Origin of the sequence: Nonomuraea sp. NPDC048901 (assembly GCF_040649695.1) — a bacterium.
In the GTDB taxonomy this organism is placed as follows: Bacteria; Actinomycetota; Actinomycetes; order Streptosporangiales; family Streptosporangiaceae; genus Nonomuraea.
Genome location: NZ_JBEZFW010000039.1, coordinates 1 through 22084, shown reverse-complemented (window position 1 = coordinate 22084; position 22084 = coordinate 1). Strand labels below are relative to the sequence as shown.

19 protein-coding genes are annotated in these 22084 nt (G+C 65.7%); 12 read left to right on the top strand and 7 right to left on the bottom strand.

The window, feature by feature from the left end; translation table 11 throughout:
* The first annotated feature begins 77 nt into the window (after window positions 1-77).
* The 4 genes from AB0C30_RS57765 (at window position 78) to AB0C30_RS57750 (ending at window position 5153) form a co-directional block, all read left to right on the top strand.
* Window positions 78-1451, top strand: coding sequence for an L-serine ammonia-lyase (locus AB0C30_RS57765; protein WP_357961611.1), 1374 nt, complete (start codon window positions 78-80; stop codon window positions 1449-1451).
* Window positions 1452-1641: 190 nt separating this feature from the next.
* The gene (locus AB0C30_RS57760; RefSeq protein ID WP_357961609.1) at window positions 1642-3687 is read left to right on the top strand and encodes a prolyl oligopeptidase family serine peptidase; all 2046 of its coding nucleotides are present in this window, start codon (window positions 1642-1644) and stop codon (window positions 3685-3687) included.
* A 24-nt stretch (window positions 3688-3711) separates the two neighbouring features.
* On the top strand, window positions 3712-4626 hold the full coding sequence (locus AB0C30_RS57755) for an alpha/beta hydrolase (RefSeq protein WP_357961606.1): 915 nt from the start codon (window positions 3712-3714) through the stop codon (window positions 4624-4626).
* A 365-nt stretch (window positions 4627-4991) separates the two neighbouring features.
* Entirely contained in the window at window positions 4992-5153 is a 162-nt protein-coding gene (locus AB0C30_RS57750; RefSeq protein WP_357961603.1) for a hypothetical protein, read from the top strand.
* 618 nt (window positions 5154-5771) lie between these two features.
* Here the strand turns inward: AB0C30_RS57750 and nagA are convergent.
* From nagA to AB0C30_RS57725, 5 genes are read right to left on the bottom strand one after another with little or no spacing between them, the layout of a single operon-like run.
* On the bottom strand, window positions 5772-6992 hold the full coding sequence (nagA, locus tag AB0C30_RS57745; protein WP_357961600.1) for an N-acetylglucosamine-6-phosphate deacetylase: 1221 nt from the start codon (window positions 6990-6992) through the stop codon (window positions 5772-5774).
* 32 nt (window positions 6993-7024) lie between these two features.
* Complete coding sequence (locus AB0C30_RS57740; protein ID WP_357961597.1) at window positions 7025-7885, bottom strand: carbohydrate ABC transporter permease; 861 nt, start codon at window positions 7883-7885, stop codon at window positions 7025-7027.
* Window positions 7882-8853 (bottom strand): sugar ABC transporter permease, encoded by a 972-nt coding sequence (locus tag AB0C30_RS57735; RefSeq protein ID WP_357961595.1) that lies wholly within the window; start codon window positions 8851-8853, stop codon window positions 7882-7884. The genes AB0C30_RS57740 and AB0C30_RS57735 overlap by 4 nt, the downstream gene beginning before the upstream one ends.
* Window positions 8846-10111, bottom strand: a complete 1266-nt coding sequence (locus AB0C30_RS57730) for an extracellular solute-binding protein (protein WP_357961592.1) — start codon at window positions 10109-10111, stop codon at window positions 8846-8848. The genes AB0C30_RS57735 and AB0C30_RS57730 overlap by 8 nt, the downstream gene beginning before the upstream one ends.
* Window positions 10112-10124: 13 nt before the next feature.
* On the bottom strand, window positions 10125-11051 hold the full coding sequence (locus AB0C30_RS57725; protein ID WP_357961589.1) for an ROK family protein: 927 nt from the start codon (window positions 11049-11051) through the stop codon (window positions 10125-10127).
* 158 nt (window positions 11052-11209) lie between these two features.
* Here AB0C30_RS57725 and AB0C30_RS57720 point away from each other — a divergent pair, with 158 nt between their 5' ends.
* From AB0C30_RS57720 to AB0C30_RS57700, 5 genes are all read left to right on the top strand, one after another.
* Window positions 11210-12007 carry a DeoR/GlpR family DNA-binding transcription regulator gene (locus tag AB0C30_RS57720; RefSeq protein ID WP_357961586.1) on the top strand — a complete coding sequence of 266 codons (798 nt, stop codon included), beginning with the start codon at window positions 11210-11212 and terminating at the stop codon, window positions 12005-12007.
* A 188-nt stretch (window positions 12008-12195) separates the two neighbouring features.
* Window positions 12196-13230: a Gfo/Idh/MocA family oxidoreductase gene (locus AB0C30_RS57715; protein ID WP_357961583.1), complete on the top strand. Its 1035-nt coding sequence runs from the start codon at window positions 12196-12198 to the stop codon at window positions 13228-13230.
* A complete protein-coding gene (locus AB0C30_RS57710) occupies window positions 13227-14111 on the top strand; it encodes a sugar phosphate isomerase/epimerase family protein (protein ID WP_357961580.1) in 885 nt (294 codons plus the stop codon). The genes AB0C30_RS57715 and AB0C30_RS57710 overlap by 4 nt, the downstream gene beginning before the upstream one ends.
* On the top strand, window positions 14108-14965 hold the full coding sequence (locus AB0C30_RS57705) for an alpha/beta hydrolase (protein ID WP_357961575.1): 858 nt from the start codon (window positions 14108-14110) through the stop codon (window positions 14963-14965). The genes AB0C30_RS57710 and AB0C30_RS57705 overlap by 4 nt, the downstream gene beginning before the upstream one ends.
* The gene (locus tag AB0C30_RS57700; RefSeq protein ID WP_357961572.1) at window positions 14962-15768 is read left to right on the top strand and encodes a BtpA/SgcQ family protein; all 807 of its coding nucleotides are present in this window, start codon (window positions 14962-14964) and stop codon (window positions 15766-15768) included. Before AB0C30_RS57705 ends, AB0C30_RS57700 begins: the two co-directional genes overlap by 4 nt.
* A 1361-nt stretch (window positions 15769-17129) precedes the next feature.
* On the opposite strand, the gene AB0C30_RS57695 is transcribed toward AB0C30_RS57700, so the two are convergent.
* Both AB0C30_RS57695 and AB0C30_RS57690 read right to left on the bottom strand, forming a co-directional pair.
* Entirely contained in the window at window positions 17130-18077 is a 948-nt protein-coding gene (locus AB0C30_RS57695) for a carbohydrate kinase family protein (RefSeq protein ID WP_357961570.1), read from the bottom strand.
* A gap of 31 nt (window positions 18078-18108) precedes the next feature.
* Entirely contained in the window at window positions 18109-19569 is a 1461-nt protein-coding gene (locus AB0C30_RS57690; RefSeq protein WP_357961566.1) for an APC family permease, read from the bottom strand.
* A 164-nt stretch (window positions 19570-19733) separates the two neighbouring features.
* On the opposite strand from AB0C30_RS57690, the gene AB0C30_RS57685 reads away from it, so the two are divergent.
* The 3 genes from AB0C30_RS57685 to AB0C30_RS57675 all read left to right on the top strand — a co-directional run.
* Complete coding sequence (locus AB0C30_RS57685) at window positions 19734-20513, top strand: DeoR/GlpR family DNA-binding transcription regulator (RefSeq protein ID WP_357961563.1); 780 nt, start codon at window positions 19734-19736, stop codon at window positions 20511-20513.
* Between the two features lie 418 nt (window positions 20514-20931).
* On the top strand, window positions 20932-21618 hold the full coding sequence (locus AB0C30_RS57680; protein WP_357961560.1) for a HAMP domain-containing sensor histidine kinase: 687 nt from the start codon (window positions 20932-20934) through the stop codon (window positions 21616-21618).
* Window positions 21619-21925: 307 nt separating this feature from the next.
* Window positions 21926-22084, top strand: a 159-nt coding sequence (locus AB0C30_RS57675) for a DUF5999 family protein (RefSeq protein ID WP_357961664.1), incomplete at its 3' end; no start/stop codon positions are given.

The window sequence follows — 22084 nt, the reverse complement described above, 5'->3', positions numbered from 1 at the left end:
TTTCGCGAGGATCAGCTGAACCTCGGCCCGAACCTCGCCTGCCCGCATCATTGAGCATCCACATCTCGGGAACCACTATGACGTTGAGCGCATTTGACCTTTTCAGCATTGGCATCGGCCCTTCCAGTTCACATACCGTCGGCCCGATGCGAGCAGCGCTGCTCTTCATGGAGAGCCTGAGCCTGTCCGGCACACTGCAGCGAGTTGCACGAGTACGGGCAGAGCTGTTCGGCTCGCTCGGCGCGACCGGCCGCGGCCATGGCAGCGACAACGCGGTCCTGCTGGGACTCTTGGGGGAGCGACCCGAGGACGTGGACACCGATGCCGCCCCCGACCTCGTGGCCCAGATCCGCGCTCGAGGACGGATCCTCCTGTCGGGCGGGCACGAGATCGCCTTCAACGAGCACGCCGATCTCACCTTGCACCGCCGCAAAACCCTTTCGGCACACCCTAATAGCATGACTTTCCATGCCTTCGACAGCGAAGGCGGAATACTCGCCACGCGCACCTACTACTCCGTCGGCGGAGGTTTCGTCCTCGCAGATTCCCCAGCGAACAGGCCCATGATCGTGCCGGACCCGACCCCTGTACGTCACCCCTTCCGTACCGCGGCGGAACTGCTGGGACACTGTCGTCGAGAACAAGTTCCGATCAGCGCGGTGATGCGACGCAACGAACACTACTGGCGTGCAGACCAGGAGATCGATGCAGGCCTGATGCACATCTGGCAGGTCATGACCGACTGCGTACGGCGGGGTTGCGCCCGCGACGGCGTGCTGCCGGGAAGTCTGAAGGTCCCGCGGCGGGCCAAGACCTGGCACGACAAGCTCTCCACCGAGGACGTCGACGGCGATCCCCTGGCCGTGACGGACTGGGTAAGCCTGTACGCGCTCGCGGTCAACGAGGAGAACGCCTCCGGCGGTCGCGTCGTGACCGCGCCGACTAACGGAGCTGCCGGGATAATCCCCGCCGTACTGCACTACTACCGGCGGTTCGTGCCCCACGCCAACGACGAGGGGGTCGTACGGTTCCTGCTCACAGCGGCCGCGGTCGGTGTGGTACTGAAGGAGACTGGATCGATATCGGGCGCCGAGGTGGGCTGCCAGGGCGAAGTCGGGTCGGCCTGCGCGATGGCCGCCGCTGGCCTCACAGAAGTATGTGGTGGCAGTCCAGAACAAGTGGAGAACGCCGCCGAGATCGGATTGGAGCACCACCTCGGGCTGACCTGTGACCCTGTCGGCGGACTGGTGCAGATTCCCTGCATCGAACGTAACGCCGTGGCAGCCAACCAAGCGATCAACGCCAGCCGAATCGCCCTGCGTGGCAACGGTAGGCACATTGTGACACTGGACAAAGCCATCAAGACCATGCGCCAAACCGGTGCCGACATGAAAACCAAATACAAGGAAACCGCCCGCGGCGGGCTGGCAGTCAACGTCATCGAATGCTGACATCCAGCAGAGGCCAATGCCCACGCGGTCGCTATCCCCGCCCGTACGGCGCCTCAGTGCGGCCCCCCCGGACCCGACATTCGATGGATCCTGTGCACGAATGTCTCATCCAATGTCGGATAACTGCGGCCGGCCTGTTGGGCAAGATGAGCTGCGACAGCAGTGATGGAACATCAGAGGGAAGTGAAGAGTGGCGGCAACCCACGACTGGGAGCGATTTCGCCGATTCCTCACTTGGAACGAGCTAGTCGCCGGCGGCACCGTCACCCAGCCGTGCATCACCGGGAACGGAGCTGTCCGGTGGACAGACGGCGATGGCGTGACATGGCATCTAGACCCCATCACCGGTCGGCGTGGCGTCAGTGACGACCCCGACGGACAGAACCCGCAGCGGGATGCGCGGTGGGGACCACGGGAGATACGACCGCCCTCGTCCGAGGGGGCGCCGGCAGTGGGCGAGGCGCTTTCCCCTGACGGCATGCACGTCCTCACCGAGATCGACCACGAATTGGCCGTCCGTGATATCAGGACCGGCGCCACCCGCATACTCACCAGCGGTGGCAGCGCCGATCTGCCGTGGCGTGTCGACGCCCAGGCGGAGTCCCTGATCCCGGCACCTCCGGTGTGGTCCCCCGACGGATCGCGGGTCCTATCACTGCAGGCTGATCTGACCGGGCTCGACCAGTACCCACTCGTTGACTGGTCGACCTATCCCCCGGCGATCCAGATGCATCCATACCAGGTGGAAGGACGCCCCAGAAGAGCGCTCTCCCGAGCCGCTTTCGTGTCCGTCGCGACCGGTGAGATCGTGTTGGCCAAGGTGGAGGATGGAGCCCGGTTCCTGCCGTTGCGGTGGACTACCGATGGGGATGCCTTTCTCGCCATCACCTACATGCCCGACGGCATCCTCTCGGTGATCCGCCTGGACGCCGCCGACGGCACGAGCGAGACGATCGTCCAGGAGCGCATCATCGCACTCCACGCCTACCTGCCCGCGGCGTTGAGCGCTGCCCTCACACCAGTGCCGGATTTCGACGGGTTCGGCTGGACCTCAGACCGCGACGGCACGCTCCGGCTGTATGTGGCGCGCAGCGGTGGCGGCGACATGATCGCGGTGACCCCTGAGGGGACGCAGGTATCGCGGGTCGTCGGTCCCACCGCGGACGGCGGTGTCCTGCTGCTTGCACGCACCGATCCGAACCGGCCATACGACCTGCACATCTGCCGGACCGACGCGCGAGGCGCCTTCAAGGTGCTGACCGATCTGCCTGGGACACATGATGCCACCCTGCTCGGGGACGGCTCGCTCTTCCTGGACGCGCACTCGAGCCTGGACCGTCCACCGCGCACGGACCTGTGGAACGCCGATGGGACGCATGTCGCCGTCCTCGAAACGGCGAACATCGCCGGAGTGAAACAATTGGGGCGCGGCGCTGCCGAGAGTTTCGTGGTGAAGGCCGCCGATGGAGTCACCGACCTCTATGGGGTGTTGTTCCAGCCACCCGGATTCGATCCGCGCCGCAGCTATCCGGTGATCGACTGCATCTACGCCGGGCCGCAGACGATCTCGCATCTCAATCGCTACAGTGATCCGCCCAAGCCGAGCGGGTCGGTCTGGACCTCCGCCGCGACCCTCGCGGAGGCCTTCGCTCAGCTCGGCTTCGTCGGCATCGTCCTGGACGCGCGAGGAACACCTGGCCGTGGCCGCTCCTTCCAGGAAGCAGCCGCCGACGAGTTCGGCACCATCGCGGTACGCGATCACGTGGCCGCCATCACGGGCCTAGCCGCCGAGCGACCGTGGCTGGATCCGACTCGCTGCGGCGCCATCGGACTGTCCTTCGGCGGCTACCACGCCGCCCGCTGCGGACTGCTCGCACCGCAAGTCTTCCGCGCGATCGTCGCGGCCGCAGGTCCCTATGACCTCGAGGTCATCGCACCCGGATGGTTCGAACGCCTGCTCGGCGCGTCCTACTCGGCCGACCCGCAGCGCTTCGCCGACGCCGGCCTCGTAACGCACGCAGCGGATTTCCGGTCCGAGCTCATGCTCGTGCACGGAACTCACGACGTCAACGTCCCCTTGGTGCACACTATGAGGTTCTCCGACGCGTTGATGCAGGCGGGAAGGCAACACGAACTGGTCATCCTCCAGAATGAGTCGCACCAGATCACCGGCACTCACCAGTTGTACGCACTCGAATCAGCGGCCAGGTTCTTCCTGCGCCATCTTCTGGCCTGAAATGCCGCTGACGGAGGAGACGACATGCAACGCGGCTACCAAGAACTCTTCATCGACGTGGGCCATGGCATTCACATCGCGGTGCGCGACTACCCTAGCAACGGCAGGCCACTGGTGCTATTGCATGGTGCCGGACTGAACCTCGCCCTGTGGGATGCCGTCGCCGACGTACTCGCCCACCGCTACCACTTGGTAGCACTCGACTTCCTCGGGCACGGCGCGTCATCCGTACCCGAGGGATTCACCGTCGAGGCCGATCTCGCCGCGTTGGAGCGCGTTATCGCCGAGCTCGGGCTGTTCCGGCCAGCCGTGATCGGGCACTCCTACGGAGGGATGCTCGCCGTACGGTACGCCGTCGACCATCTGGAGTGTCCGATAGTCATCAACATCGACGGCCACGGCGACGGACGGGCCGAGCACTACGCCGGCAAGACCCCGGAGGAGGTAGGGCGGTTCTGGACACAGCAGTACGAGGCGCTGCTCGCCTACCTCGACGGCGAGGATTCCGGATCGCATGAGCTACGCGAGACGCACCTGGCCCGCATGGGAGCCTACGCCGAGGCGCACGGCGTCGCGCCGGAAACGATATCCGCGTTGGCGAAGCGTTCGATCCAACGCGATCGCAGGGGCGGCTGGAACCGTAGGCCCGGAGCCGACTTGAGCGTGGACATGTATCGGCAACTGTCCCGACTGGACATGTTCGGGCTCTACCTGAAGGTACGGTGCCCGGTGGTTCTCGTGCTCGCGTTGAAACCGCCGTTGATCCCCGAGCCGGATGCGGACTTCATACGCGCGCATCGAGCAGGAATCGATAAAGCCTTCACTGAAATGGCGGCGACCATGCCCAACCTGCGACTGCTCCGGACCGACGCTCGGCACCTGATGCCGATGGAGCGCCCGCACGAACTCTGCCAACTGATCGTGGACTGTTACCCCTAGCATCAATGTGCCCCCGTGGGTCCGCGGGCGGTCGGTATAGGCGCGGTCGACGGCGAGGGTGTCGGCGGGGAGGCCGAGCGGGGCGCCGGATGTGCGCCATAGCGGGCGGGTGTTCGCCGATCGCCGGATGCTCGTGCCGCCTTCTTCACGGCCGACAGTCGATGACGCTCGCCAAGTACGAGCTGATCGACGCGGAGAAGGCTTGCCATGCGATCGCCCGGATGTGCGCCTGGCCTGCTCCAGCCCGACGCTGTGTTCCACACCGACCGCGGCTCGAACTACACCTCGGATGAGTTCGGCCGCTTCCTGGCCGGCCTGGCATCCGCCGCTCGGTCGGCCGCACCGGCGTCTGCTACGACTACGCGATGGCCGAGTCGTTCTTCAGCGCGATCAAGAACGAATGGTTGCACCGCTTCGTCTTCACCACCCGAGCCAAAGCGAAACGGCAGGTCATCCGCTGTCCGGAATCACCATGGCCCCTCACCTCACCCGGGCACCACACCAACGCCGGCATCATCGCCAGCTGAGCCTGTGACGCAGCGTCGCAAAGGACCTGCTTGCAGGTGCCCTCGAACGGCCCGGCCGCGCAGTGCGGATCATTCGCGCGGCCGTTGCGCACAACGCCGATTATCGGCGTACGGATTCACGTGCACAGCCGCGTACCAATGACCATTCGTACGCGGCTCCGCACCTCGATATGTACGCCGACACCGATGGCAACTGAAGTCCGAGCAGTCCTGGCCCTGCACTCCTCGGAGCGGGAAAGAAGCCCTCGCCGGAGACGAAGGGATGGGGGCGGAGTTGATCCGCAGTCATGAGTCGATGGGGTTTAGGCCCGCCCGCGGAAACGGAACGATGGACTCTGACGCGTCAGGCTGTCGATCTTCGCTGGAAGGGAGCGTGCGATGGCCCGCAACGGTGGCGGTGACACAGTCCGACGAGCAACCGCCGAGGTAGACGCCGTTGAAGGGTTGTTCCCATACGCCGGAGCCCGGCCGCGATGGCCAGCAGCGTCGCGCTTGGTGACAAGGCCCAGAGCCTATCGACCGATCCCGGGCGACTTAGGCGGTCCCATTCGTCGTCAGGTGTGAACGCCGCGCTGGACCCCGGGCTTGTCCGGGGTCCAGCGCTTGTCGTGTCTGGAATCAGCCGGGATGTGCTTCGGCGTCGGCCTCACCGTGCTGCCTGCTCGGGGGGTCGAATCGGCGGGGGCGCAGAGGGGTGCCGAACGCCAATTCGCCGCCGATCCAGGCTGCCCTCGCGGTGAGGTCCTCATCCAGCCAGACCAGGTCGGCCTGCGCGCCGACCGCGATGCGGCCCAGGTCAGGGCGGGCAAGCAGGTCGGCCGGGCGCGTTGCGGCGGCGGTCACCGCGTCGGGAAGTGGCAGGCCCAGCCGGACTGCGTTGGCGAGCGCGCGGTCCAGTCGCAGCGTGGAGCCGGCGAAGGCCCCGTTGGCTGAGGTGGGTGGGCGGTCTGCCGTCGTGTGGATGGTCTGGTTGCCGAGTTGGTACCGGCCTGGCGTTGTGCCCGCTGCGGCCACGGCGTCCGTTACCAGGACCAGGCGTGAGGCCCCCGTGGCGAAGGCCAGCTGCGCGGCCTGAGGACTGAGGTGGTGGCCGTCGAGGACGAGGCTGAAGGACACTCGGGGGTCGACCAGGGTTTGGCCGATCACTCCGGGGTCGCGGTGATGAAACGGGCGTTGCGCGCTGTACAGGTGGGTGACGCATCGTGCGCCTGCGTCGATGGCGGCATGGGTTTGCGCCGCGGTCGCGTCGGTGTGCCCGAGCGAGACCAGGACGCCTGCCGAGGCGAGTTCTTCGATGGCTGTGAGCGCTGAGACCCTTTCGGGCGCGAGCGTGATCGCTGCCAGGGTTCCGGTCGGTGCGGCGTTGAGAAGAGCGCTGATTTGTTCCGGTTCGGGATCGCAGAAGAAGCTGGGGTTGTGGGCGCCCGCGTGCGCCGGGGAGAGAAACGGTCCTTCGACGTGGGCGCCGAGCAGGCGGGCCCGCGGAGTGCTCGACGGCGTGTTCATCGCCGTGTGGCACCGGCCGAGGGCTTGCGTCAGGTCCGGTACGGGCGCGCTCACGAACGCCGCAGCGAAGGAGGTCACGCCTGTCTCTGGCAGCCGCTGTGCGATGTGCTGCCAGCCGGCGGGGTCTGCGTGCGAGAAGTCGATGCCATGGTAGCCGTTGACCTGGAGGTCGATCAGGCCCGGGATCAGGGTTCCGTCTTCCAGTACCACATCCGCTTCTGCCGGATCGGCGGAGTGGCGTACTTCGGTGAAGGCGCCGTTTTCGATGGTCAGGGCCGTCGCAGCCCATTCTCGGCCGTCCACGATCGCGCGGCGGGCGAAGATCTTCTGCATGAATGCTCCTTCGTGGGTGGTCGCCCGGCTGGCTATTTGATCGCGCCTGCGGTCAGGCCGCCGACGAGGTGTTTCTCGATCATGGCGAACAGGATGACGACCGGCACGATCGCGATGACGGAGGCGGCGAAGAGCTGGTCCCAGTGTTGCTCGTAGCCGGTGACGTACGAGCTGAGTCCGACCGTCAGCGGCTTCTTGTCGTCGTCCTGCATGAGCGTGAGGGCTACCACGTACTCGTTCCATGCCGCGATGAAGGTGAAGGTGATCGCGGTCACCACGCCGGGCAGGACCAGCGGCAGCATGACGCGGAGAAGTGTCGCTGGGCGGCCGCAGCCGTCGAGCTCTGCGGCTTCCTCCACCTCCTGCGGGACCGAGGCGAAGAACCCGTGGAGGATCCAGATCGCGAACGCCAAATTGAAGGCGGCGTTGGTCACGATGATCGCGAAATAGGTGTTGATGAGGTTGACCTCGAAGTACTCGCGGTAGATCCCGACGACCAGGGACGCCGGCGAGAACATCTGTGTGACCAGCACTGTGAAAAGGAACGCGCCGCGGCCGGGGAAGCGGTGGCGGGCCGTGAAGTAGGCGGCCGGGACGGCGGCCAGGAGCACGATGGCGGTGGACGCGGCGGCGACGATGAGGGAGGTCTTGAGCCAGTTGCGAAAGCGTGCGTCGGTGGCTATGTCCGTGTAGGCCGCGAATGTCCAGTTGCGGGGAAAGAGGGTCGGCGGTGTCTGCAGCACGTCCGCGCTCGGGCGCAGCGAATCAAGGATCATGACCAGGTAGGGGCCGAGGAAGGCGACGGCGACGGCGAACCCGGTGACGGCGAGCACATAGCGGCGGGCCCTCTTCCACCCTCCTCTCGCCGGCGGGGCTGTGGGCGCGGCCGTCATGCCTCGGTCTCCTGCCATTTGACGATACGAAGGTAGGCCACGACCACGACGAGGATCAGCAGCACGTTGAAGACCCCGGCGGCGGCGGACTGGCCGATGTCGCGTTCGGCGCTCTTGAAGGCCAGCTTGTACATGAAGGTGATGGTCGTGTCGTGGGTGAAGCCGGGGTTGCGGTCGTTGAGTGTCCAGATGACGGGGAAGGAGTTGAAGAGGTAGATGACGTTGAGGACGATCGTGACGATCAGGGCCGGGCGCAGCAGCGGCAGCGTGATTCTGCGGTAGATCCTCCACGCGCCCGCCCCGTCGATGTGGGCGGCCTCGTACACGTCGCGGGGGATGGTGTTGAGCCCGGCCAGCAGCACGTACGTGCTGAACGGGATGGAGACGAAGACCCCGACGGCGATCATGGACGGCATCGTCCAGCGATCGTCGCCGAGGAAGTCGATCGGGCGGTCGATGATACGTGCGCCCATCAGCAGCCGGTTGAGGATGCCGTGGTAGTAGTCGTAGATCAACGTGAAGAGTCGGCCGGTGATCACCAGCGAGGCGGCCCACGGCACGATGACGGCCCACCGTACGAAGCGCCGGCCACTGAACTCCTTGGCGAGGAACTGGGCGAGGGCCAGGCTGATGACGATGGTGAGGGCGACGACGCCCAGGACCCAGACCACGGTGTTGGCCAGGACGGTGGGCAGAGCCGGCTGCTGGAGGACATGCGCGTAGTTGGCGGCTCCCGCGTCGCCGAGATGCAGTCCGGTGATCGAGTAGCGCGACAGCGATGCCCGGACCAGCTCGTAGGCGGGGTAGAGGACGACGCCGCCGATGAGCAGCAGCGCCGGTCCCAGCCAGAGAACCGATCTGAGCGGTGATACGCGACCTCGGGGCCGAGGTCGGCGCCGGCGGGCGGGCGGCGCCCGGTGCTCCTTCGGCCGATCCGTTGTGCGTGAGGCCTGGCCTGGCTCAGCCACCGGACTTGGCCAGCTTCTGCAGGTCGCCCAGCACGGCGGCGGGGTTGCCGCTCGGGGCGACCGCGGTTCCGATGTTCTGCTGTACCGCGATCTTGATCTTGTCCCACGTGGGGTCGTCTGTGGGGGTCAGGTGGATGTTGGGCAGGGTGTCCAGGTAGACCTTGAGGCCGGCGTCGGAGGCGAATGCCTTGAGTCCCGATTTGGTCACCGGGAGGAAGCCTTCGGCTTTGATCCAGGTGTTCACCTGGTCGGGCTGGTAGTACAGCTCGTAGAACTTCTTGACGGCGTCCTGGTTCCCGGCCTTCTTGAAGGCCATCAGGTAGTCCGTGACGCCGTAGGTCTGGGGCGGGCCGCCGTCCTTGGTCGGCATGGCCGCCACCCCGTAGTTGATCTTCTTGTCCTGGTCCAGGCTGGTGGCGAACTGCGAGAGCCCGACGACCATGCCGGCTTTGCCCGAGGAGAAGAGTGAGAAGGCGCCGTCGGTGCGGTTCGTCTTGCCGGGGTTGTTCTGTGTGACCCGGTTTTTGGTCGACAGGTCCTTGAGGAACTGCAGTGTTTCGACGTTCCTGGCCGAGTTGATCGTCCAGTTGCCGTCGGTTTTCCAGGCACCGCCGTTGTTGAAGGCCCAGATGGAGAACTCCGCTTGCGCCTCTTCGGGACCGAGAGGCAGGGCGTAGCCGACTGTTCCGTCACCGATGGCGGTGATCTTCTCGGCCGCCGACACGAACTCCGTCCAGGTGGTCGGAGGTGCCGTGATACCGGCCCGCCGGAACAGGTCCTTGTTGTAGAACATCGCTCGACTGGACGCGAGGTCGGGGAAGCCGTACATCTTGCCGTTGTAGGTTCCGCTCTTGACGAAGGCGTCGATGAGATCGGCCTTGGTCGCGGCGGGCAGTACCTCGTCGGAGTTGTAGAGCAGCCCGTCCTTGGCGTAGCTGGCGTAGGCGTTGAGGTTGAGGATGTCCGGCGGGCTGCCGTTCTGAATCATGGTGCTGGTCTGCTGGTCGATGTTGTCCCAGCCGATGATCTGCAGATTGATCTTGATGCCGGTCCGGGTCTGGTATTCCTTGGCGAAGGCGTCCCAGAACGTCTTCGTGTGGTCCTTGCTGTATTCCGCGATGACGACCTTCAGTTCCTTGACGCCGGCATCGCTGCCCGCGGGTGAGACATTGCCGGATCCGGTGCCGCCGCTGCACGCGGTGAGCAGAACCGATGCCGCGGCTGCGGCGAGCAAGGGGATGGCACTCTGCTTCTTCATCTGTTTCTCCTGTTCAGTTACGGGGGTGCTGCCGGGTGAGGGCGGCTGCGCCGGCGATGCCGGCATCGATGCCGAGGGCTGCGGGGACGATGTCGACCGCCGTCGTGCTTGGCAGGCCGCTCCCGTGGAAGGCATCGCGCAGTGGCGCCCAATAGGCTGGGCCGATCTGGGAGACGCCGCCGCCGACCACGACCCGTTGCGGGTCGATGACCGTGGCCAGCCCGGCCAGGGTTCTGCCCAGAGCTTCGGCCCCTTGGTTGAGCACAGTGATCGCGGCGGTATCGCCGCGACGTGCACGTTCGGCCACGTGCCGCAGGTCGAGAGGGGGGTTGCGGCGGGTCAGCCGGGCGTACGCGGCAGCCATCGCCGGGCCGGAGGCGACGGTCTCCAGATGTCCTGTCCGTCCGCAACTACAGGCATCGCCGCCCGCTGCGGAGACCGGGACGTGACCGAGTTCGCCCGCGCCGTGATGAGCGCCGGTCAACAGGCGGCCGTGGAGCACGAGTCCGCCGCCGACACTCGTTCCGACGCTGGCATACAACACGTCGGATGCGCCGCGGCCGGCTCCGTAGCGGTGCTCCCCCAGGGCGAAGGCGTTGACGTCGTTGTCGACGACGACGTATCTTCCCGAAGCCCGGCCGAGATCGTCGGCGAGCTCGGTTCCAGCCCAGCCGGGCATGGTGTCCGTAGCGGTGACGACGGACCCGCGACGGGAGTCGATCACGCCCGGGCTGCCGATACCGATCGGCAGGTGCGAGCCTGCGGCTCCGGCGCCAAGAGTGCGGCACGTGTCGGCGATCAGGCCGATGATCGCCGATGGCCCCTGTCCGTGGGGTGTAGGAAGAGACATCCGGCGATGTACGAGGCCGCGCTCGTCCACGAGTCCCGCGGCGATTTTGCTGCCGCCGAGATCGACACCGATCGCGAACACGTCAGCCATGCGACCTCCCGTTCCGCCGGCCCACGACCGATGCCAGGGCACTGGCCAGGTGGTGCAGGCGTTATGCACGATTGCGTGCATCGCAGCATGCAGTCGGCGGATAATGTGCGTCAAGTGCTACATTGTGTGCATTTCTGGGTGCACGTAGGGAGAAGGTCATGCAGTCTGCGGCTCGTCGGCGTGCCTTGCTCGAACAGCTTCGGGCAACCGGTTACGTGGCGACGGGCGGGCTGGCACGCCAGTTCGGCGTCGACGGCTCCACCATCCGCCGCGACCTGGCGCACCTGGAGCGGGCGGGACTCATCAGACGCACGCGCGGCGGACTGCTCCCGGCCGAGCCGGCCGCCGCCATCGACGTGCCCTACGACGTGCGGCGTACAGCGGATCTGGCGGAGAAGGCCGCCATCGCCGAGGCAGCGGCCGATCTTGTCGAGAACGGCCAGTCCGTGATCCTGGACAGCGGTTCGACGGCTTACCAGCTTGCTCTGGCACTGCGCCGGCAGAAGAAGGCGATCTTCGTCGTCACCAACGATCTGATGATCGCCGTATGTCTCGCCAACGACCCCACGATCCGCGTACATGTGACGGGCGGATCTCCCATCGACACGGCGTACACGCTGGTCGGCCCATCCACAGTGACGGAGCTCGAAGGCCTGCACGCGGACTGGGCATTCCTCGGTGCCGAGGCGGTACATCACGAGGCCGGTATCACGAACATCAACATGGTCGAACTCCCGGTGAAGCGCGCCATGGTCAACGCCGCCGAACGGGTCGCCGTCATCGCCGCCAGCCCCAGATTCGGCAAGCGGGCCCTGGCGCCGGTGTGCTCTCTTGACGCCATCTCCTTGTTCATCACGGACGACGGGATCGCCGACGACGAGCGCGCGCACTATGGATCCCGGCTGCGCATGGCTCCCGTAGCCACCGGACACGCCGACACACCTGCAGAGGGGTAGTGACCTCCGGGAACGCAGACGATCATGATGCGTGCAGCCGAAAGTGCACGCATCTGCCTTATTGACGCACGCTTCCGTGCATGATGTGGTGTTCACGCTGACCAAGACCGGTCGCTGGTGACGCCCACCGCGCTCGCATACAGCCACAGCGCGCAGTGGGCCACATACCCGAGGAGACAGCCCACATCGTGTCCCAACACATTCGTCTCGGCGTCATCGGATGCGGACGCATCTCCCAAGCCGCTCATCTGCCGGCCATCGCGAAAGCCGAGAACGTCGAGCTCACGGCAGTGTGCGACGCGAGCGTCGCGGTGGCGGAGGCCATGGCCCGGCGCTACAGCGCGAGAGCCTTTTCCCGGCTTGACGACTTGCTCGACGCGGGTGTCGACGCCGTACTGATCGCGATCCCCGACCGATTCCATGCCGAAGTAGCGCAACTCGCGCTGCGGGCCGGCAAACACGTCCTCATCGAGAAGCCCATCGCCGGCACCATCGCCGAGGCCGAACAGGTGCGAGACCTGGCCGCTTTGACGGGCCTCGAGCTGCAGGTGGCGAGTATGAAGCGGTTTGACCCCGGCGTGCAGTACGCCGCCGAAGCGGTCGCCAAGATCGGCCCTCTGCGCAGCGTCGTCGGCTGGTACCGCGTGATGTCACGGCTACGCGCGCCGATCGAAGCGACCCTCTTCCCTCCGTTGATCGTCGACCCCGCCGTGCAGTCACGCGAGCTGGAGTACAAGGCGGCCCACCGAGCCGAGCATCTGCTGGCTACCCATGGCATCCACACCGTCGACCTGCTGCGTTACCTGGCGGGCGATTACGAGATCCACAGCGCGGTTCTGTCCACCAACGAGCGGGACTACAGCTGGCATGCCCTGGGCCGCCTGCACGACGGAGCCGCGGTGAGCCTGGAGGTGACGGCCAGCGTCCATGCCGAATGGTCCGAAGGTTTCGACCTCTACGGCGACCGCGGTCATGTCCGGCTGCGCTGCCCCTTCCCCTTCACCAAGCAGCCCAGCACCGTCAGGACCTTCGACGAGGCCACCCAGACCTACTCCGAACCGGTGTTCGGCGACAGCGACCCGTACGAGCGCCAGGTCGAGTCCTTCGCCCAGGCCATCCTCCTGGGCAGAAGTGCCGACCCCACCGCCGGCGATGGCATCGAAGCCCTCAAGATCATCGAGGCGATCCGGGACGCCGCCGGCCAGCCTGAGGACCATCGATGACACTCCGCGAGCCGCAAGGGGCGGCGCTCCCCGAGGTCGGCGTCTTCGCCCGCACGTTCCCCCGCGACACCGCCGCCGAGGTCGCGGACGCCGTCGCGGCGGCCGGCTTCACCCTCGCCCAGTTCAACTTCTCCGCGGTCGCAACGCCAACTCTCGCACCGGATGTCTCCGCTGCGACCGTCGCCTCCGTGGGGCAGACCTTCCGTGACGCAGGAGTCAGCCTGTGGGGGCTGTCGGCCACCTACAACATCATCAACCCCGATCAGGCCCGCCGCGCCGAGCAAACCCATGACGCGGCACGGCTGATCAGACTCTCACCCGCGCTCGAGGTCACCGCGGTGACGCTGTGCAGCGGAACGCGCAACGCCGACAACATGTGGGCAGACCACCCGGACAATCGATCCCCCGCAGCCTGGGCCGACCTGCGCACCACCCTCGACACCCTCCTGGAAGCCGCCGCCGAGGCGGGTGTCACACTCGGCATCGAACCGGAACCAACCAACGTCATCGACTCCGCCGAACGCGCCCTGCGGCTCATCACCGAACTCGGAGCGGACGCCCGCCACGTCGGCATCGTCCTCGACCCCGCCAACCTCGTCACGGCGCGAACCCTCGACCACCAGCGCGACATCTTCGACGAAGCCTTCGACCTGCTCGGCGAGCACATCATCGGCCTGCAGGCCAAGGACCTCACCGCCGCCGGGCCCGCACCGCTGGGCCGCGGTGACCTCGACCACTCGCTCATCTGCGACCGCGCTCTCCAACTCGACCATCCGGTACCCATCATCATCCAGGACACCGCCGACCACGACGCCGCCCGAGCCGGGACCTACCTCCGCGAACAGCTCGACGCCGCAGGTCGAACACGGAGAGATCCGTGAGCACGCTCTCGTCCGCAGACAGCTACGTCCAAGCAGCCCAGGTGACACATATACCTGCAAGCGCGCCGACTGCCGGCACCATCGTGCTGGTGCACGGCCTGGGCGGCGACACCACACAGTTCGACGCCTTCCTCCCCCATCTGACCAGGCTCCCCTACGATGTGCTGCTGCCGGACCTGCGCGGCCACGGCAAGACCACGCTGACCGGAGACGCGGGCGACTTCACCTTCCAGCAGTTCAGCGCCGACCTCGCGGCGCTGCTGACCGCCCGCTCCATCCCCCGGCCGCTCGTCGGCGTCGGCATCTCCATGGGTGCCGGAGTCCTGGCCGCGCTGGCGATCCAGGAGCCCCAGCTGTTCGGTGGGCTCGTCTTCATCAGGCCCGCCTGGGAGGACCGGCCCGACCCCGGCAACCTGCGCGCGTTCAGGGTCATTGCCGACCTTCTCGCCACGCGCGACAATGCCGCCGCCGCTGCGGAATTCGCCCGATCCGCCGTCTACCAGGCCATACGCCGGGAATCCGAGACCGTTGCGAACAGCCTGATGGACCAGTTCGCCGCCCCGCACGCAGCCGCGCGGCACGTTCGGCTCGCGCGGATGCCCATGTCCGCCCCCTTCGCCGACCTGGCCGATCTCCAGCGCATCCGGGCGCCTGTCGCGGTCATCGGAACCCGGCACGACCCGCTGCATCCGCTGGATATCGCCCGCGACTGGGCCGATTCGTGCCACACCACGCTGCACGTCGTACCGCCGAAACAAGCGTCCGACGACCGTTACGTCACCGAATCCGCCGCGATCATCGCGACCGTCGCCGGCCAAGTCCGCGACTGCTCTTCGAAAGGACCCCTGTCGTGACTTCCAGGTTTCACGCCATCTTCGGACCGGGAACGAAGCCCCTCATCGCCATGGCCCACGTGCCGGCGCTCCCCGGAACCCCGCTGTACGACGAGAAGGAAGGCATCTCCGGCCTGATCCGCCGTGTCCGCCAGGATGTGGCGGTCCTGGTCGACGCCGGCTTCGATGCGATCCTCTTCTGCAACGAGAACGACCGCCCCTACGAGCTGAACGCCGGACCCGAATCCGCGGCGGTCATGGCCCGCGTCGTCGCCGAATGCCGCCCCGAAGGGATTGCCTTCGGCGTCGACTTCCTGTGGGACCCGCGCATCGCACTCGCCGCCGCCATCGCTTGTGAAGCCTCATTCATCCGTGAGGTGACCACCGGCGTGTGGGAATCCGACATGGGACTCTGGAACACCAACCCTGCGCACACGCTACGTGAACGCCGTCGGCTCCACGCAGACGGCCTCGGGATCTTCATGAACATCACACCCGAGTTCGCCTCGCCCATCGGAAATCGCCAGGCCCCGGAAACAGCTCGTTCAGCTGTCATCTCCAGTCTCGCCGACGCGATCCTGGTGTCCGGTCCCATGGCAGGAGCAGGCCCCGACCTGTCCACCGTGCAGGCCGTGCGTGAGGCGGTGCCGGCTGACGTTCCGGTCCTTCTCAATACCGGCGCCAAGCGGGGTACCATCCGAGAGTTCCTCTCCGTCGCGGACGGCTGCATCGTCGGCAGCGACCTCAAGATCGACGGCTACACCTGGAATGCCGTGGACCCGGCCCGGGCCACCGAATTCGTCAAGATAGCCCGCTCTCTCTGAGGATTACCTTTATGCGGTGTCTTGCGGGGTCGCCCCGGACAGTTCGGTAGACCCGGCGACTGCGCCGGGTCCCTCGTTCACGATCAGGAACTGGGCAGCGACTCTCCTGGTAAAAGGGTGTGGCCGGTGGCGGCGCGATCGTGCTGCTATGGTCCGCCCGTCGCGATCCGGGCACTGCGATGAGCACCATGACCGCCACCGCGTCCCGCCTCAGAGCAGCTCGCCTCGGTTGCGCAGGAGCGGGGCCTCGGCATCACCAGAAAGGGGTGGCGACGCTCAGCCAACCTGGTGGAGGTCAAGGCCGTCGCACACATATCGAGCAGGACATGATTACCCTTTCTCCTCCTGCCGCACCAATTCCAATTGGAGTCGTGGACATAGACGAGCTGCCGGGCACCCACGACCTTGTAGATTAACTGAGCAGCTGGCCGCTTGCGCGGATGCCACCGTGGTGAGGCTGTCGGCGAAAGCCATCGGATAGCCATCGCCGCGATCGAAGCCGGGGCCCCATCTGGTTCCCTGAGCATTCTTGCATTCGGTTTCTCCTTCGTTTCGATGCTCGGGTTTCGGCTGCGTGCTGGACAGCGACGAGTTCAGGATGTGCGAGGGCCACCTTCTCCCTCACCCTGGAGCGCGCGCACATCGACGGTTGAGGCCCCGCCCTTCAGGAAGCCCCGTAGTTCAACACGTCCTGGGGAAGGGACTCCGTCGACGTGGCCGTCGCGCCGCGCCCGTGTGGTGGCGTGTCCGAGCCAGACGCCTGACCCACACCTCGGCCGCGGACACCTCTGGCTTCGAACCGGCGATGCGCATCGGCCGCATGCTCGGGCGGGTGGCACGTCGGCCACCCGCAAATGTGAGCACGCCCTGCTCGGCCTGCTTACGCAGGCGATCCAGGCATGGCGGTGTCTTTGGCGTGGTCCGGGACGCGCACACGATGCAGGGTGAAGCGGGTCTCCGCATCCCAGGCCCGGGAGTTGGGCACCCACCATCTGGCCGCCGTCCCGGACTCCGGGCGCCACCAGTTCGTCCCGCAACGCCCCGTCGACTCCGCCGGTGACAATTGCCTGAAACCGGTCGGCGACATCGTCGCCGCGACGGGCCACTGCACCGGCTCCGAGCTCGCGAATCAGGTCCCGTCGGCGGCCAAGGCGTCCACGATCACCGTATGCCATCAGCCTTGGCCCGTTGGATCACCTAGCCGGCGAAGGACCTTGCTGGTCCGGTGACGGCCAACGTCTGCCCTGGGGCGAGCCCCAGCCGATCGAGTGCGATCCCTGCGGTCAAGCCCGTTCATCGGCGGCGTGCAGGAGGCAGGCAGCACGGGTGCATCAAGCGGTGGTGCACCCGAGGCCGTGAGATTATCCAAATTCGTCTGTGTGCTGTCGAAAGAGATTTGCTAGGTCCGATCGGCGAACGTGCCGGTCATGTGATGGGCGAACGGTTGTCTCGGTCGCGATGATTGTGGCCAGTCGAGCGCCCTGGACCCACGACATATGATTCGCCAAGCCATAGAGCAGCCCCGCGTTGAAGCAGTCGCCGGCACCCGTCGTCTCAGTGGACGGTAGCGCTCGCGCGGGGACAGCGAATTCCTCTCCGGGGCCAACACCTATGCAGCCTGCGGGGCCAAGCTTGGCGATGATCCAACCGCCCGATGATGCGTGAAGGGCTCTGGCCGCTGCCCATGGATCCGAGTGGCCACCGATGACGGACAGCTCCTGCGCATTCGGCAGGAAGACGTCCACGTGTGGGAGCAAGGATCGCAGCCGGTCAACAGTGCCCGGTTTCCATCCATCCGGGTCTGATCCCGGGTCGAAAAGGGTACACCCGTCGTTGGCCTTGACCGCGCGCAACATGTCCTCGGTGGGCTGCCCGTGCAGGGCTGGCGTGGTGAAGTACCCCGTCAAGAGCACGAAGTCGGCGGTCAGGGCATCGTCGGGAAGGATGTTCCGGTCGAAGTGCCGCAGATGTCCTTCCACTGTCAGGAATCCCCGGTCGCGGAACTGGCTCTCGACGGCGATGGTGGCGGATGTAGGGCTCTTCGGGGTTCGAAGGATATGAGAGCAATCGGCGCCGGCCCGCTCAAGCAGGTCGGTGACCAAGGCCGCAACGGCGTCGTCGCCGAGCGATCCGTAGAGTTCGTGCCGCACGCCGAGGGCAGCCAGGGCCATGGCGGTGTTCCCCGCCCCGCCGCCGGGACGCACACTTATACTGTCGATCACTACCTCTGTTCCCGGAGGAGGCAGGCGATCAACGGAGGAGGCGATGATGTCGAGTCCCACGTTGCCGATGATGCTGATTCTGGACATGTCAGGGTCCTCTGCGTTGTGTTACCGGGCCTCAGTCGGTGATTGGATCCCCTCGCAGCCGACCGGGCGCGCGTAGCCTGACGACAACCGCGTAGGCAACGAATATCGCCAGCGTGGCGAGCGCGGCGATGACCACGCTTTTCCCCAGACGAAAGTCTGAGTCCCACAGCGCCAGGAAGAAACTGCGGTAGATGACGTAGAGATTGAGGACGATGCCCGCCACCGGGAGGATCGCATTACTGAGCCAGCGCCTGCGCGCCCGCGCGATCCTGGCGAAGAACAGCAGATTGGCAAGGTTGACAGCGCTGTAGAGGATGAGGGCGAGGAATACGACGACCTGGGACCACCAGACGAATGCGTCCACGGCGTTCCCAAGGAGGACGAGCATCCCGCCGGCGCCGGATGCGCTCACCAGGTAGACCAGCGTCATGGCGTTGTGAGGTACGCGTGAACGGGGGTGGAGGCGTGCCAGCGGGCTGGGAAGCAGGTCCTGTCGCGCGATCGCGTAGATCATCCGCGAGGCGCCCAGCACCGTCGCCACATAAATGCCGGTCAAGGCTGTCATCGCAGTGATGATGATCAATATGTGACCCCATCCCCAGTAGTCGCGGGCCATGGGCGTTACCGCGGTCAACCCCATGGCGTTGTACTTGCTCACGGTCGACGGGGGCTCGGAGAGCGCGAATGCCCAGGTCGCGAAGACCCACACCAAGCCCACGAGGCTGACGGCCAGCAGCGTGGCCTTGGGGAGAAGGCGCCTGGGTGTGTGTGCTTCCTCCGCTAGGGTGGAGATGACGTCGAAGCCGGTGAAGGACAAGACGCCCAGGAGCACCGCGGTCCAGAACGCCGGCAAGCCACCCTGCCCCTCGGAGACCAGGAACGGGCTCAGACTGAGTTCGTGATCGATTCCTCGCGTGATGAGGATCGTCGCACACAGAGCGAGCAGTACCGCCGTCTCGATGATCAGGAAGGTGACCGCTGACTTGGTCGATGCCTGGATGCCTCGGTAGGTCATCATGCAGACGACGACGGTGACGAGTGCGGCTCCGAACAGCAGGGTCCAGGTCCCTGTTTCCACTCCGACAGCCCGCAGTAGGTCATTGAAGAAGAGACCGAACAGCAGCGGCTGCAGGATCACTTGAGTGATGTAGTACGCGATTGCCACCAGGCCCACCAGCAGTCCGGCGATCGGACTCGACGTTCGCCACGTCCAGGTGAAGGCCGCGCCGGTGGAGGGCATCTCTCGGTTGACGATGATGTAGCTGAGCGCATTGGGCAATGAGATGATCAATGCGGCCAGGAAGACAAGTGGGACAATCTGCCCAACCATGCCCTCCATTGGGCCCCATGTGCCATAGATCCCCATCGCCGGTGACATCATCACCGCGCCAAGGACCGTCAGCCCGACGAGTCCGACGGCGTCAGGCCGCAGGCCTCCAGATCTCGCGGGGTGTGAGGTTTGCGGGCTGTCGGGCGAGGATGAATAGGTCATCGCTCGGCCTCTCTTTCGGCCGTTCTGCGTGTCAAGCGCCAGCGCACGAAGCGCATGCGCGAATGCGCTCAACTATGATGTTCCAGGAGCTTGTATCGCACGGAATGCGGTGTCAATGCACGAAAGCGTGCGGCGATAAATGCACGCTTTCGAAGGGAGGCCTGATGTCCTCAACGGATCGCCGAAGGGTACTGCTCGAGCGCGTGCAGGCTGAAGGGTATGTCAGCGTCAAGGGGCTCGCTCGCGAGCTGTGTGTGGATAGCTCGACGATCCGCCGAGATCTGGCCCATCTCGAGCGAGCTGGTCTGATCAAACGCACCCGAGGCGGGCTGCTGCCAGCCAGTCCGGCTGAGGCGATCGACGTTCCTTACAATGTGCGGCGCGTGGAGCGCGTATCGGTCAAGAAGGCACTTGCCCAGGCGGCGGCCGAGCTGGTCGACGACGGGCAGTGCGTGATCGTCGACAGTGGTTCGACGATGTACCAGATAGCCTGTGCGCTGTGGGGAAAGCGCAACCTCACAGTGGTCACCAATGACCTGATGGTGGGTGTGCGCACGGCCGGGCATCCGACGAACCGCCTGCACGTCACCGGCGGCTTCCTGGTCGACACCGTCTATACCCTCGTCGGGCCCCTTGCCGTCGACAGCCTTACCCGCCTGCACGTCGACTGGGCATTCATCGGAGCCGAGGCGGTCCATCCGCAGGCGGGCATCACCAACATCAACCTCATTGAGGTGCCGGTCAAGCAAGCGATGATCGCCGCCGCTGACCGTGCTGTACTCGTGGCCGACAGCTCCAAGTTCGGCCACCGGGCCCTCGCCCATGTCTGCCAGCTTTCAGAGCTTGCGATGATCCTCACCGACGATGAGCTCGCCGCCGGCGAGCGAAGCTCCTACGGCGCAGGGCTGAGGTGCATCCCTGCCTCATCTCCGTGCAATCCGTGATGCACGCTCGCGCGTATTGACTGCGCGAATTAGCGCATGCTGTGCTTGATACGTGCAGAAGTATAGAGCTCGGGATCGAGCAGACCGGCGGCAGCAGGATCGCTCTGGCTGCTGCCTGTTCGGCCCCGACCAAGGCTGAGGGTGTACAGCTAGCCCTAGTGGAGAACCGCCTCTCCAACGAGGTCGCTTGACGGCATCGGGTTCAGGCCCATTCTTCGCTGGAGTCGCTCGGATACCGGCGCCCTGCTTATCGCAGTTCGCTCGGCACAGGTATCTGGACAACGAGGGAAACTCACCCCGGTAGGAAAAATGTCCTTACCGGTCTCTGAGACAGCATTCACCGGGCTTCTGCTGAAAGCCGTGCTCAGGGGAGGACCCTATGACTACAACTTGCGCTAACTGCGACATCGCTAGCCTCATGAGCAACATGGTGGAGCAAGTGCACGCACAGCAGCGGCAATTCGTCACCGATGCCTCACACGAACTGCGTACCCCTCTCACAGGGCTCCGACTGCGCCTTGAGGAGGCGCGGATGCATCCCAGCCAGACAGATCTTTGCGAGCTCATCCGCCACACCTTGCGGCAGGTGGACCGAATCCAGGACATCATCAGCGACCTGCTCGTGCTCGTAAGGCTGGACGTCGGCGCCAATGACGTGCCTGTGATCTTCGACTTGGCCGACTTCGTTGTGGACGAGGTCGGTAAGCGAGCCGACGGCCTACCCATTCACCTGAATCTGGAGCAGGGCTTGATCGTGGATGGCATGATAGGCGATCTTGCCCGTTTGCTGGGCAACCTGCTGGACAACGCGCAGCGACACGGAAGATCGGCAGTGCAGGTGACGGTCCGCAGCGAGGAGGACAAGGTCGTCGTCACCGTTGACGATGACGGGCCAGGCATACCCGCCGAGGAGCGCGACAGGGTATTCGGCCGCTTTTCTCGGACCGATAGCGCTCGCAGCCGCCAGCTCGGCGGGGCTGGGCTTGGACTGGCGATCGCCCAGGGCATCGCACGCGCTCACAACGGCACCCTGACCGTCCGGGCCTCTGATATGGGAGGCGCTCAGCTCATGCTGCAGCTTCCACGCTTCAGCTCATCAAGATGACAGAGACGAAGCGGCGGCACCCCAGTCAGACGTCAGAGCCTGTGCGCCACATCGTACGTGGTAGGTCTGAATCGCTCCGGTTTCGGTGGAGACCTCCACCGAAACCGGAGCACACCAAAAGTCTCCACCGAATCCGGAGCGATTCACATCCTCTTTCCTGACTTCCTGAAATGGAGGGCTCCCCAATGACAGAGATGCGAGGGGCCGCCACCCTGACCGCGGTCACGACCACCATCGACCGGCTCGACACCGCCCGGCCAGCAGGAGAGATCAGATCGTTCACACGAGGATTCAAAGGACCGAGACCATGTGCCGGCACCAGCCACCCTGTCCATCCGCAGACGCCATCGATCATGACGCGGCGCGTCTGGTGGCCTACCACCCAGAGCAGGGTTGGGGTCTGCTCTGCAACGGTGTCATCGTCTTCGACGACACCGGCGAACTGCTGCCCGACGGACGGAGCATC